A 14,509-nucleotide genomic window follows, 5' to 3' on the forward strand; every position below is an offset into this window, starting at 1 on the left:
GGGGGATACCGGAATAATAGGAGACGGGCCTTTCCAGCACCTTATCTATACTGCTGGCATTGGGAGACTTTGTAGTAACGGGAGAGATTGTCTGGGCAAGTAATGCCTTTGAACCGGCAATCAGAAAAAGGGCAATCAGGTAAGGTTTGAGATTAATGGCTTTCATCACAAAATGGTTTGACTATTCGTTAGGGTTGAACCGGTGTGCAATTTATTGATATGAGGTAAACGGGCGTAAGCTCATTCAGGCTTTCTCGTAAAACTAAGAGTTTATACCTAAAGGGAATGAATAATTACCAGAAGAGAGACATGCCATATGAACAAAACAGTTTAATATCAGCTTCTGATCACTACATGTTTCTGCTGATTTTTGAAAGAAACCTATTTGTAAAACTGATTTGAGATATTAATTATAATATCTTGCTCCATACCAACCCAATAACCGATTCTAAACATATATCATGCCCTATCTTATCCCTGGAAGTTCACATTGTTTCCGATTTATCTATACTTTCCTGCTGATATTAGTGTATCACTTCAGTATGGCGCAGGCTACTCCACCCGCTGCTTACCCTGGCGCTATCAAAATTAATTATGTGCGTTCCTGGCAAACCTCAGCCCCAGAGCAGGATCCGGCTATCCTGATAACAAGGCCACTGAAAGATGTAAAACAAAATACCATCTATTATGATGGATTAGGTAGAGTTCTGCAAACCGTAACCAAAGAAGGATCCATGGTTACAGGCTCGAACCCTGTTGATCTGGTTTATCCTGTTGTATATGATGCTTTCGGGCGCGAAGAATTCCGTTACCTGCCATATGCCGCTAATACAGCCCAGGGAAATATATCTTTAAATGATGGCAAATTCAAACTTAATCCGTTTCAGCAACAGGCTGTTTTTAGTGGTGCACAATATCCTGGTGAAACATACTATTATGAAAGAACGCAATTTGAAGCTTCGCCTTTGAACAGGGTGGAAAAGAGCCTTAGTCCTGGAAACAACTGGGTGGGCGCAAACCGGGGAGCATCTAATAAAAACTGGGTTAATACTACTTCGGATGATGTAAAAATATGGTCTGTTACAGAAAACCCCGGCAGCTTTGCCAGCTATATCGTCACTGGCACTTTTGCAGCCGGTACGTTGTATAAAACTGCTGCCATCGATGAAGATGGTCATCAGATTATTGAGTTTAAAGACAAAGAAGGTAACGTGATCCTGAAGAAGGTATTATTGATTGGCCCCGCTGATGAGGGGGCAGGCAAAGGATACACAGGATTTTTATGTACTTATTATATTTATGACGACCAGAACAATCTCCGTTGTGTAATTCAGCCAAAAGGAGTAGAGTTTCTCAGCGCCAACAACTGGACGCTTATAGATGCTACGATTCTGGCAGAACAATGTTTCCGGTATGAGTATGATTCGCGTAAGCGGATGATCATTAAAAAAATTCCGGGAGCCGAGGAGGTTTTCATGGTCTATGATGGGCGCGACCGCATGGTTTTCACCCAGGAATCAAAAATGCGTGTAACAAACCAATGGCTCGCCACTTTATATGACGATATCAACCGCGAGGTACTTACCGGAACTATCATATATAGTGGCACCCGCAGTCAACTCCAATCCCTGGTAACTGCACAAACAAGCAACAGTACTGGCGGTGGAAGCGCCGGTGTTGAGCCTGACCTGGTTCTGAACGAACCGACAGGCTCGGGAAATTATTATGCCACAAACTCTATTACCCTGGATCCGGACTTTGAGAGCGCTCTGGATGCAGAGATCATGATGGAACTTATTTCACCCACTGGCAGTTCCGATGAAACACCTTCAATTATTGAGGGGATGACTATCAATCGCAACCCGCTGCCTCCAGGTTCGGTGTTAACTCCACTTACTTTTACATATTACGACAACTATGTGTGGGCCACCTCTCTGCCTGCCGCTCTGAAAAATTTCGAAACCGCAACGGTCAGTTCTCATCTGCAACCCGCTTCAAATACAGCTTACCCTTATCCGCAGGCAGTCACAGCCTCTACATCTGTAACCGGCCGGCCTACAGGGAACAAAATTCTTATCCTGGGTAGTAATCCTGCGCAGTATATTACCAGCATCAACTTTTATGATGATAAAGGAAATAAAACGCAGTCACGAACTCAGAACATAACAGGAGGCGTTGATGTACTTACTACGCAATTCAGTTGGTCAGGACAACAGCTGGCAACAATACTTCAACACCAAAAGGAAGCCTCCAATACCCAGACTCACATTGTTATAACCAAAGCCACTTATGATAACCTGGGCAGGATGCTGACGATCAAAAAGACACTGTCTTCATCAATAAATGGCACTACTGTAAGTAAACCGGAACAGGAGATTGTCAGCAATACCTATGACGCCCTGGGAAATCTAAAAAAGAAATCTCTGGGCAGAAAGCCTGATAACCCTACCGAACCACTTGCGAAACTGGAGTATGACTACAATATCCAGGGATGGTTGTCATCCATAAATAAAGACTACCTCACAACAACTACGAATAATGATCAGTACTTTGGTACGGAACTGGGCTATGATAAAAATCCGGCTTCGGGTACCTTCAATCCTGTATACAATGGTAATATCAGTGGCGCTTTATGGAAAACTGAAGGCGACCAGCAACTCCGTAAGTATGATTACTCATATGATGCCAACAACAGATTGACAAGCGCCAATTTCACACAGTTTGTTTCCGGAACAGGGGCCTCGGCTCTTTTTGACCAGTCGGCAGGAGTGAATTTCAGTGTATCAGGGCTTTCCTATGACGCTAATGGTAATATTCTCAGCATGCAGCAATACGGCCTGGTATTAACAAATAGCTTGCTCATTGATGATCTGAAATTCACCTACAATACCAATAGTAACAAACTTAAAAGTGTAGCAGATTTCAAAAATGATCCTCTTGGTAAACTGGGTGATTTCAAGACTGTATCTGCACATCCTCAGGCCGCTGATAAAACTGCTTTAACTCCATCATCAGCACAGGCCGCATTCGATGCCATCACCGATTATTCCTATGATAATAACGGTAACCTTACAAGTGATCGGAATAAAGCGATAAGTAATATTTCATATAATCTGCTTAATCTACCTTCGGTTATTAATGTTACAGGAAAAGGCACTGTTAGTTACGTTTATAATGCAGGGGGTGAAAAGCTGAAAAAGGTAGTGACTGAAACAGGAGTATCCGTTCCCTTCAACGGCGCAAACTATACTACAGATATCAGTACAACAACAATGTATATAGGATCATTTGTGTATGAAAGTAAGTCATACAGCAACACTTCACTGGCTTCTCTTAACTATACAGATAAATTGCAGTTTTTCAGCCATGAAGAAGGCAGAGTAAGACTGAACAGTACAGATAATACTTTTCAGTATGACTATATGCTTAAAGACCAGTTGGGCAGTGTAAGAGTGGTTTTAACGGAGGAACAAAAGACCAATTTCTATCCAGCGGCCACGCTTGAAGGAACATTCAGTGGCAGTGGTTCTTCGCAGGTCAATACTATGGTGAACCATGAAAAGAATTTCTACAATATAGATCCAGCCAGGATAGTTCCTGAATCTTCGATACCTTCATGGGCTTCTCCTGCCGAGTCTGCGGCTAACACCAGGCTTTATCCTAACAACAATGGAAATCCACCGGCCAACCTTAGCTATCCTGCCGCATGCACTCCGGTTCAAACGGATGGAAGTAATAATCTTTACAAATTAAATGCTACCACTAATAAGACAGGGCTTGAGTTTGTTATCAAAGTAATGGCTGGTGACAAGATTGATATTTTCGGCAAGTCGTACTTCCTGAATACTGCTACTGTTAATAACAGCAATTCCACCTCGTTGGAATTACTCAATATCATGGCTGCTCTGCTGGGAGCACCGGCTAATTCGATGGCAGCAAAGGGACTTACTGCCACACAGTTGTCTACACTCAATGGTCCTGGATTTCCCCTTGAAAACTTCATCAGGGGAAACAATAATGAAACAACTACCATTCCTAAGGCTTATATCAATTTTATTTTCCTTGACGAACAGTTCAAATATGTCAGCGGAAATGCGAGCAGGGTAAGGAACAGTGGTTTTGTTACCGACCACTGGACAGTTGATGCAAGCCTACGGAATATATCCGTTCCGAAGAACGGATATTTATTTGTTTACGTTAGTAATGAAAGTAACTTAGACGTTTTCTTTGACAACCTGCAGGTAATCCACAAAACGGGACCGGTAAGAGAAGAAACCCATTACTATCCGTTTGGATTAACCATGGCCGGTATTTCAACTACCGCTGCAGAAACACTTGATAACAAGATCGAATACAACGGGAAAGAAAAACAGGAAAAAGAATTTTCTGACGGATCAGGTCTTGACTGGTACGATTATGGCGCCAGGATGTATGATCATCAGATAGGAAGATGGAATCATATAGACCCGATGTCTGAAAGATCAAGAAGATGGACACCCTATAATTATGCTTACAACAATCCAATCCGCTTCATTGATCCTGATGGAATGTTGACTTATGACTGGGATTTAAAAAAATATATTGATGATGATAAAAATATTGTTGAACCTGAGGACGCAATCCCGCAAATTCAAAGTTTAGGGGAAACTGTTTATCAAAATGATGAGGAGGAAGACAATGGTGACAAAAAGAAGAAAAAGAAAGATGATGCCGGAAAAACTGCAGAGGAAAAAAGGAAAGAAATACAAGCAGAAAATCAAAAATTAATTGATGCAGCAGCTGCAGCAGCCGGAGGATTTGCTACAGCCACCGATTTCACACTTCAAAGTTCCCTGCAATTTCAGAAATTAGCGAACCAGGCAGCAGGTACAACTTATGAAATTGTCAACTTAGGAGAAAAAACTATAGTAAAAGGGTTTACAGTAGATGCTCTTGGTAGAAGAATAGCAGTAGTAGGCCTTCTTGTTACGGGGGCCGATATGATCAACAATGGTGTAACCTGGAAAAATGGCACAGATGCGGTAGTTGGGGGATTAGCATTTGTTCCGGGGGTAGGGTGGATAATAGGAGCAGCTTATTTTCTGCTTGACCCCGTAGTGAAAAATTCAACCGGAAAATCAATTGGAGATCACATTGGAGTTGCGGCTAATAAAATTGGCGAAACCGCTGCAAAAACTCCAGGCATGTTTTCGTCGATGTGGAATAAATTGGTTACCGGTTTATCAAATGCAGAATCCGCCTTGAGTAGAGGACTGCTTCCCAAATAACAAGATGATAAAATATAATTGTATGCTTTTTTTTGATTTTTTATATTATTCAATTGCCAGATTCTATTCCAGATACAAGGAGAAAGGCGCTGCCTCTTCTGCTGCTGGCATTGTCGGTGGCCTTCAGGCTGCCAATGTACTTATCTTGTACTTTATATATTTAATGACCCGAGTGGAAAAACCCTATGTTGATAAACTACTTTGTGTAGCATTATTTATTGTCTTTCAGATTACTACTTATGTGAGGTATATATATCGGGATAAGCATTCAATGGAAGTGATTGAACAAAAATGGTTTGATAAGTCAGAAACTGCCAGGAAGCAAATGAAATTGTGTATTTACCTTTATTGTATAGTAAGTATAGTAGCTTTCTTTGGGCTTGCCATTTACCTTGGACAAAGAAACAAGTAAAAAATCTGATATACGATTGATCGGTATAAGCATATCCGATTTCAATAGTTTCCATCATAACCCTGATCAGTAACCGAACATTATTCCGATCTTAATATCATTTTAATTGTCTCTCAATTCCCACCCCGAGAGCGATACAGCCACATTAAAATCTTTACCCCATCTTCTAATACTCCGCTTCAACCCTTTCACTTTATCTTTGTTATACTTCTGTAACACATTATTTGATAATCTGTTACTCACCCCATCGCATGCCACGGCATGGCCCATTTTTTGAACCGGGAAATAAGGTACCCAATTTGGTAATGTTCCGTACTCCCTAAATTCCAATTTTATTATGGCAAGACTGATCATCATTTCGAACAGATTACCTTTTTCCGTAGACCGCGATGGTGACCAGGTAACCATCCGCCAGAGCTCAGGCGGACTGGTGTCTGCTATCAAAAGTTATTTTGAATCAGATGCCGCCCGGGAATCCAATATCACGGAAAAAATGTGGATGGGCGTAGCCGACTTCTCCAAAGAGGATTTCGAGCAGGAAGTAACGCCTAAACTTCAGAATTACGATTTTACAGCATTGCCGCTCTTCGTTGACAAGGCATTGTACAAAGATTATTATAACGGGTTCTCCAATTCAACTCTGTGGCCGTTATTCCATTATTTTCCATCCCTGGTGGAATACCACCAGCATTATTTTGATGCCTATTCAAAAGTGAATGCCCTTTTCGCAGAAACATTACTGCCCATACTCAGGCCTGATGATGTGATCTGGATCCATGATTACCAGCTCATGCTCCTGCCCGGGATGTTACGCGCACGCGCACCCAAAGCCACCATCGGCTTCTTCCTTCATATACCTTTTCCCAGCTATGAGATCTTCCGCACACTGCCAACAGACTGGAAAATGAGCCTGTTGCGCGGACTCATGGGAGCCGACCTGGTTGGCTTTCACACCTATGACTATGTGGAACATTTTGTACAATCCGTACGCATGGTGCTGGGGGCCGACAACAGTTTCAGAAGTATACAGTATCAGAACAGACTCGTAAAAGCCGACCTGTTCCCGATAGGCATCGATTATAAAAAGTTCAGCGGCACCGTCAATAATCCTGAAGTACAGGAGCTGAGGGCAGAAGTGCAGCGAAACTTTGAAAACAAGAAGATTATTTTTTCAGTAGACAGACTTGATTACACCAAGGGGCTGATGGACCGCCTCATTGGCTTTGAATACTTTCTCACCCAGCACCCTGAATGGCAGGAGCGCGTAGTGTTCATGCTGAATGTAGTGCCATCACGTGATGATATTGTTGCTTACACCCGAAGAAAACGCACCATCGAGGAAAAGATCAGCAGCATCAACGGTAAGTTCTCCAGCATCAGCTGGCAACCCGTGATCTACCGTTATATGCACCTTCCTTTCAATGAGCTCTGCGCCCTCTACCAGATGGCGGATGTGGCCCTGATCACACCATTGAGGGATGGTATGAACCTGGTAGCAAAAGAATACGTGGCCAGCACCGTCAACCAGCGCGGCGTGCTCATCCTCAGTGAACTTGCAGGCGCCGCCAGTGAACTGAACGAAGCCCTGCTGGTGAATCCCACAGACGTTAAGGATGTAAGCAACGCCATTGTAAGAGCCTTATCCATGCCGGTACCGGAGCAGAAGCAGCGCATGGCGCTGATGCAGAAAAGGCTGATGGATTACGATGTGGAAAGATGGGTGAACGATTTCCTCGACCAGCTCAATAATGTAAAAACAGAGCAACTGAAACAGCAGACCAAACTGCTGGATGATTCCATCACGCATCAGCTGCATGAAGAATATCAGCAGGCCACCAGACGCACGCTGCTGCTGGACTACGATGGCACGTTAGTTCCTTTTGCAAGACTGCCGCAGGAAGCGGCTCCCACAAAGGAATTGCTGTCTGTACTCTCTGCCTTATGCGCCGATAAAAAGAACGATGTGGTTGTGATCAGCGGACGTGAAGCAGCCACATTGGAACAATGGCTGGGCAAACTTCCACTCACGCTGGTAGCGGAACATGGAGCCAGCTATAAAATGAAAGGCGAAACCTGGTTTCATTCGGAAACCGTTTCTGATAAATGGAAAGAAGAGATCCGTCCGGTTATGCAGACCTTCGTAAGCCGTTGCGTTGGCTCATTTGTGGAAGAGAAGAAGAACACCATCGCATGGCATTACCGGAATACTCATCCGGATCTGGGTTTCAGCAGATCACGGGAACTGATCAATAACCTCAATATGCTGCTGCAGAACACTCAACTGCAGGTAATTGATGGCAACAAAGTTGTAGAAGTGCGCATGACGGGTATGGATAAAGGCGTGATGGCAAGAAAACTGGTGCAGGAAATGAATCCTGAATTTGTACTGTGCATCGGAGATGATACCACTGATGAGGATATGTTCAAAGCCCTGGGCAACCAGGCTCATACAATAAAAGTTAGTAACGGACCCACGGCAGCACAGTTCACGGTACTCTCACAGCAGAATGTATTACCCCTGCTGGAAGAACTGACACTGCCGGTAACCAATAATGCATATGCCGGTACATAAGTATAACCTCGGCATCGTAGGAAACTGTTCCTACCTTGCCTACATAGACGACAAGGCCGATGTAAAATGGATGTGCCTTCCCAAATTCGACAGCAGCTTTATCTTCGGATCCCTGCTGGATGAAAAGAAAGGCGGCCATTTCAGCATCCAGCCTGCCAACGACAATTACACAAGCAGACAGTTCTACATTCCCAACACGAATGTGCTCTGCACGGAATTCACCGCGCCCGACGGTGTATACAGAGTGGAAGACTGTGCTCCGCGCATGACCGTGCATGAACGGCAGTTCAGGCCGCTGATGCTGGTCCGCAAGATCAAACTCATCAAAGGAGAGCCCACCATCCGCGTGACCTGCGATCCCCGCGGAAACTACGGCCGTATGGCGCCCGAAGTGTATTCAGGCAGTAACCATCTCCGTTATATGGGATTTGAACAACAGGTACGCCTCACCACAGACGTGCCATTGAACTGGATCCTGAAAGAGCAGCCGTTTGTGCTGGACCAGGACCGCTACCTGATCCTCACCTACGGCGAACCACTGGAAGCACCGCTGAAAGAAACTGCGGAAACCTTCATCACCCAGACCATCAAGTACTGGCACCAGTGGATCAAGAGCTCTTATATTCCGGACATCTACCAGGACCAGGTGATCCGTTCCTCCCTGGTGCTGAAACTGCACCAGTATGAAGATACCGGTGGCATCATAGCTTCCGGAACCACCAGCCTGCCTGAGTTCCATGATAGCACCCGTAACTGGGATTACCGCTATTGCTGGTTCCGCGATGCGCACTACACACTCAAAGCATTCAACCAGATCGGTCACTTCGAAGAACTCGAAAAATATTTCGACTTCATTCAGAATATCCTGCGCAATTCCACAGATACCTTGCAGCCATTGTACGGCATCACAGGAGAAAAAGATATTGAAGAAATCACCATCGACCTGCATGGATACCTCGGCAACAAACCCGTGAGGGTGGGGAACAAGGCTTATGTGCAGGTACAACATGATGTATACGGACAGGTGCTGGTGAGCCTGCTGCCATTGTATACAGACAAGCGGCTGGCCTTCCAGAAGAAAAGCAGTTACAAGAGCATCGTACCCTGGCTGCTCGCACAGATAGAGCGTACGCTCACACTGCCAGATTCCGGACTCTGGGAATTCAGGAACCAGGTTCAGGTACATACCTATACATTGCTGTTCCACTGGGCAGGTGCCAGGGCCGCTTACAAGATCGCGCAGGCGTTCAACGACAGGGAACTCATGCATAAGGCCGACCTCATTGCAAAGGAAGCCGACAAGCTCCTTGATCAGAGTTATGATGCGGAGAGGAAGGTCTATCCCCAGGCTATCGGTACGCCCAACCTGGATGCCAGTACACTCAGCATGATCACCATGGGATATATTGATCAGCATTCCGATAAAGCGAAAGCACATATCGCCGCACTGGAAAAAGAACTGCTGGCCGAGCATGGACTTTTCTACCGGTACAAGCACTATGATGATTTCGGGTTCCCCGATACCACTTTCCTGGTCTGTGCCTTCTGGTACGTTGACGCACTGGCCTGCGTAGGCAGGGTGGATGATGCCGTGAAGAATCTTGACCAGCTGCTGAAATTCAGCAATCACCTGGGTATTTTCAGCGAGGATGTGGGAGTAGACGGATCGCAGTGGGGCAACTTTCCGCAGACTTACAGTCATGTGGGACTCATCAACGCCGTATTGAGGATTGCCAAAAAACTGGACAGACCGGAATTTCTGTAAGTGCTTATATAAATAAACAGTACTATATTGCGGTGAATTGATTCACCAATACTCCCTTTCATGGCCAGTACCATATTTACCAATATCAGGATCCTCGTGAACACGCGTGCGGAATCTCCATTACTGTACGGCAAAGCACTGGCACACCTGCCCTGCATTGAAAATGCCTGGCTGCTGGTGGAGGACGATACTATTGCGGGTTACGGTCCGATGGAGGAAATGCCATCGAAATACAGTTCGGTAAAAGAAGTGGTGGATGCAAAGGGGTGCCTGGTGCTGCCTGCGTGGTGCGACAGCCATACGCATATCGTATTTGCAGGCAGTCGAGAGAACGAATTTGTAGACAAGATCCGGGGTCTCAGTTATGCAGAGATAGCCGCCAGGGGAGGAGGCATCCTCAATTCAGCCGGCAAATTGCGAGACGCTTCTGAAGACGAGCTCTTCAGCCAGGCCTGGCGCAGGCTGGAGGAGATCAGCAAACAGGGAACAGGCGCAGTAGAGATAAAAAGCGGTTATGGCTTAACGGTAGAGAGTGAACTGAAGATGCTTCGTGTGATCAGGAAACTGAGAGAGAAATCGCCGCTCAGCATCAAAGCCACTTTTCTTGGTGCGCATACTTACCCACCGGAATTCAAAGAAAATCACCAGGGATATATCGATCAGATCATCAATGAAATGCTGCCAGCCATCGCAAAGGAAAAACTGGCGGATTACATCGATGTATTCTGCGAGACCGGTTTCTTCTCCGAAGAGGAAACGGCCAATATCTGCAGGGCCGGTATAACGTATGGCCTGAAACCGAAGATCCATGCCAACCAGCTGAACCTCTCCGGAGGAACACAGGTGGGCGTGGCCATGGGCGCCATTAGTGTGGACCACCTGGAAACGATGGATGACTATGCCATCAAAACGCTGGCGGCTTCCAAAACGATCGGTACGCTGTTGCCGGCAGCTGCCTTCTTCCTCCGGATGAAATTCCAGCCGGCGAGGGAACTCATCGATGCCGGCTGCGCCATTGCCCTTGCCAGCGATTTCAATCCCGGTTCCTCTCCCAGTGGAAATATGAACCTGGTGCTTGCCATGAGCTGCATACAGATGCGTATGCTGCCGGAAGAAGCTATCAATGCCGCCACGCTCAACGGAGCACATGCCATGGAACTGGGACAGGAACTCGGCAGTATCACCATCGGAAAAAAAGCTAATCTTATATTGACGCGTACTGTGCCATCAATAGCTTATCTTCCCTATGCATTCGGATCGCCACTTGTTGACAGGGTGATGATCGCAGGCAACTGGCTCAGTTAACGAAAAACCCGCTATGGCGTTCAAAAAGAAAAAGAAATCAGATCCCGTTTTAGCTTTTCTCGAAAATAATCCAACCATCTCCGTGCGGGAGAGGGATGCTGCATTGAATTATCTCGTTTCCTTCGTGAACCTTCTGCGTCCGAAGCCATCGGATACCGATGAAGAGATCCAGCAGCACTTTTCCAAAGTGATACGTCTCCTGTATGAGTTTCCCGCATCGCTCAATACGCTGCGCACCTGCATCATTGCGCAACTGGTGAACAGCAACCTGGTGCCGATGTTCACGGAAAGCGGCATCACCGTTTCGCGTGGCGTGGGCCGCGAGCTCTATGCGAGGCTCAAACACAAGTTCCTGCCTGCATTGCAGGACCATAATGATTTCCTTTACCTGCTGGACAGGATCTTTTACCGCAGGGCAGATTACAAATGGGTGGAAACCATCACCCGGGAACAATGGGGGCAGTTCTTTGAACTGATAAAACTGCCACTCAGCAGCAATCAGCCGCTGATCATCAATCAGGCCATGGTATCCCTGCAGATCTTAGGTGCGGGGGTATCGCAGCTCGGCTGGGAAAAAGAGGTTATCCGTAACACGCATATGAAATGGATGCAGACGGAAAATCCTTTCGAAACACAGCAGTTCCTCATTTATGAACTGAGAGAACTGATATTACACCAGGCACCCCCAGAAAAGATCAGGGAGCTTGGCCTCCGCATCAAAGAAGTGCTGCAGGAAGCGAGGCTGCTGGTAGATGAGATCCGCAACGGGACGAATGAAAAAGGCACCAGCCTCTCACAAACCTTCATTTTATTCCAGATAGAACAGAAGCTCACCCGCATGGAGCTGTTACTGGATATTGTGGATGCAGATGATCAGATCAATACCAACCGCTTTGTTGACCTCTTCCGTTCCGTAGTTCGCTACGAGAACCGCAAGAACAGTATCCTGGAATTCCTTTCACAGACCACCGGATATGTAGCTTATCAGATCGCGGAGCACAAAGGCAAAAAAGGGAATAAATACATCACCAGTTCTCCTAAAGAATACTGGGCCATGGTAGCCAGCGCCATGAGCGGCGGCCTGATCATTGTGTTTGTGGCCATGCTGAAGACCGTACTGCATAAATTACCGCTGGCACCTTTCTGGCAGGGCTTCATCTACAGTGTCAATTACAGTGTGGGCTTCATTGCCATCGAGGAAACAAAGTCAACACTCGCAACCAAGCAACCAGCCTTTACCGCCAGTGCCGTGGCAGGCTCGCTGGATACCAAGAACAATGAGAAGCCCAATCTCTTCAACCTGGCCGTAACCGTCTCCAAGATCTTCAGGAGTCAGACAGCCTCATTCATCGGTAACCTCATTATCGTTTTTCCCGTTACCTGGCTGATGGCCTGGTTATATGATATCTGTTTCGGTCATCCGCTGGTAGGGCGGGAAGAAGGCATCGCCATGCTTCAGGACCAGCATCCCTGGCAGAGCCTTTCTTTGCTGTATGCCGCCAACACAGGATTCTTTCTCTTTTTAAGCGGCATCATTGCCGGGTATGTACAGAATAAAATGAATTATGGAAAGATAGAAAGAAGACTGGCGGAACATCCTGTTCTTCGTGTGTACATTGCGCCAGCCAGGCTGCAACGCATCGCCTCTTACCTGCATGGTCATGCTGGCAGCCTGATCGGGAATATCTCCCTGGGCTTCTTCCTGGGCATGTCCGGACTGGTGGGAAAGATCTTCGGCATTCCCTTCGATATAAGGCATATCACCATTTCCGCAGCCAATACCTCACTGGGGTTTTATGGGGTGGGATGGGAGAGCATCAACGGCAGATTCCTGCTCACTGTATTCATCGGAGTGCTGTTTATCGGATTCATCAACTTTCTGGTAAGTTTTTCTCTGGCGTTTATAGTGGCCGTAAGGTCCAGAGGCATACATTTGCGTGACTACCCTGAATTCCTGCAGATCCTCTGGAAATATTTCCGCAGCCATCCGCTGGATTTCTTCAGGCCGCGAAAGCGTATCGACCACCACTGATTTTTCAATTCCGGAAAAACGAATGACATATGAAAAATTTCCAGTTCTACGACAAAGAAGAAATTCTGAAACTCACCAAGATCAGGCGTTTTGAGACAAAGCTCGGAGAATGTGTACAGGTGCTCAGGGATGATACCACCTGGGAACGGGCGCTGGAAGAGAACAAAGCAAAATATGTATTATTCGGCATCCCCGAAAATATCGGTGTAAAAGCAAACTATGGCATCGGAGGTACTGAGTCAGTATGGCCGGCATTCCTCCGCAGTTTCCTCAATATACAAAGTAATGATTTCTTCATCGGCGACGAGATCCTGCTGCTGGGTCAGTTCGATTTCGGAGACCTGCACCAGCTCATCGAAAGCAATGCACATGATGAGGAAGAGCGCATCAACGCATACCGCCATGCTGTTACCACCATCGATGATGCCGTGGAATCCCTGGTGAAAGTGATCACAGCACAGAACAAGATCCCCATCGCCATCGGCGGTGGTCACAATAATGCCTACCCGATGCTTAAAGGCTCGGCAAAAGGCCTGCATAAAGCCGGTATCATTCCGCTTGCGCAGATCAATTGCGTGAACCTGGATGCACATTCCGATTACCGTCCGGCTGAAGGACGCCACAGCGGTAACGGATTCCGTTATGCAGAAGAAGATGGCTATATTCAGAAATACTGCATGGTAGCACTTCATGAGAACTACCTTCCGCAGAATGTATGGATGGATATTGTGAACAACCCTTTCCTGGATTGCATTACGTATGAGGACATCTTCATCCGTCAGAAAAGAACTTTTGTGCAGGCCCTGGGCGAGGCACTGGACTTCATGGAAGATCAGCCTACTGGTGTGGAGCTGGACCTCGACAGTATCGAAGGGGTGCTTAGCAGCGCCGCCACTCCGGCCGGCCTGAGCTCCCTGCATGCGAGGCAATATGTGTCGTTATTTGCCGCCAGCGGCAAGCCTGCCTACCTGCATATCTGTGAAGGCGCAACCCGCCTGGAAGATGGCAGAAAGGACGAATCCACGGGCAAACTGGTGAGTTATCTCGTCAGCGATTTTGTGAAGGGATAGGCGTACCCGATAAAGTCAGGTGTGCCCGGTAGCTCGCGTCCCCGCGAGTTACTTATATTCCGTCGCCTCCGGCGACACGGTGTTCG

7 protein-coding genes and 1 pseudogene are annotated in these 14,509 nt (G+C 46.6%); all 8 read left to right on the plus strand.

From position 1 onward, the window contains the following. Positions 1-542: 542 nt before the first annotated feature. Positions 543-995 (plus strand): annotated as a pseudogene (locus ACTHMC_RS17960) (DUF6443 domain-containing protein); the annotation flags it as partial. A 789-nt stretch (positions 996-1,784) separates the two neighbouring features. Next, positions 1,785-5,267: an RHS repeat-associated core domain-containing protein gene (locus ACTHMC_RS17965; protein WP_440415147.1), complete on the plus strand. Its 3,483-nt coding sequence runs from the start codon at positions 1,785-1,787 to the stop codon at positions 5,265-5,267. A gap of 22 nt (positions 5,268-5,289) precedes the next feature. Next, positions 5,290-5,679: a hypothetical protein gene (locus ACTHMC_RS17970; RefSeq protein WP_440415139.1), complete on the plus strand. Its 390-nt coding sequence runs from the start codon at positions 5,290-5,292 to the stop codon at positions 5,677-5,679. A gap of 337 nt (positions 5,680-6,016) precedes the next feature. Then, a complete protein-coding gene (locus ACTHMC_RS17975; RefSeq protein WP_440415140.1) occupies positions 6,017-8,251 on the plus strand; it encodes a bifunctional alpha,alpha-trehalose-phosphate synthase (UDP-forming)/trehalose-phosphatase in 2,235 nt (744 codons plus the stop codon). Continuing rightward, on the plus strand, positions 8,238-10,016 hold the full coding sequence (locus ACTHMC_RS17980; protein WP_440415141.1) for a glycoside hydrolase family 15 protein: 1,779 nt from the start codon (positions 8,238-8,240) through the stop codon (positions 10,014-10,016). Before ACTHMC_RS17975 ends, ACTHMC_RS17980 begins: the two co-directional genes overlap by 14 nt. Before the next feature lie 60 nt (positions 10,017-10,076). Continuing rightward, complete coding sequence (gene hutI, locus ACTHMC_RS17985) at positions 10,077-11,321, plus strand: imidazolonepropionase (protein WP_440415143.1); 1,245 nt, start codon at positions 10,077-10,079, stop codon at positions 11,319-11,321. Between the two features lie 13 nt (positions 11,322-11,334). Continuing rightward, a complete protein-coding gene (locus tag ACTHMC_RS17990) occupies positions 11,335-13,353 on the plus strand; it encodes a site-specific recombinase (RefSeq protein ID WP_440415145.1) in 2,019 nt (672 codons plus the stop codon). 29 nt (positions 13,354-13,382) lie between these two features. Then, complete coding sequence (locus tag ACTHMC_RS17995; RefSeq protein WP_440415146.1) at positions 13,383-14,423, plus strand: formimidoylglutamase; 1,041 nt, start codon at positions 13,383-13,385, stop codon at positions 14,421-14,423. Positions 14,424-14,509: the final 86 nt, after the last annotated feature.

This window comes from Pseudobacter sp. (genome assembly GCF_051955275.1).
In the GTDB taxonomy this organism is placed as follows: domain Bacteria; phylum Bacteroidota; class Bacteroidia; order Chitinophagales; family Chitinophagaceae; genus Pseudobacter.

Excerpts from the sequence above, each read along its gene's own strand:
- ACTHMC_RS17995 (WP_440415146.1), top strand. The coding sequence starts at position 13,383 with ATGAAAAATTTCCAGTTCTACGACAAAGAAGAAATTCTGAAACTCACC.
- hutI (WP_440415143.1), top strand. The coding sequence starts at position 10,077 with ATGGCCAGTACCATATTTACCAATATCAGGATCCTCGTGAACACGCGT.
- ACTHMC_RS17980 (WP_440415141.1), top strand. The coding sequence starts at position 8,238 with ATGCCGGTACATAAGTATAACCTCGGCATCGTAGGAAACTGTTCCTAC.
- ACTHMC_RS17970 (WP_440415139.1), top strand. The coding sequence starts at position 5,290 with ATGCTTTTTTTTGATTTTTTATATTATTCAATTGCCAGATTCTATTCC.
- ACTHMC_RS17990 (WP_440415145.1), top strand. The coding sequence starts at position 11,335 with ATGGCGTTCAAAAAGAAAAAGAAATCAGATCCCGTTTTAGCTTTTCTC.
- ACTHMC_RS17965 (WP_440415147.1), top strand. The coding sequence starts at position 1,785 with ATGATGGAACTTATTTCACCCACTGGCAGTTCCGATGAAACACCTTCA.
- ACTHMC_RS17975 (WP_440415140.1), top strand. The coding sequence starts at position 6,017 with ATGGCAAGACTGATCATCATTTCGAACAGATTACCTTTTTCCGTAGAC.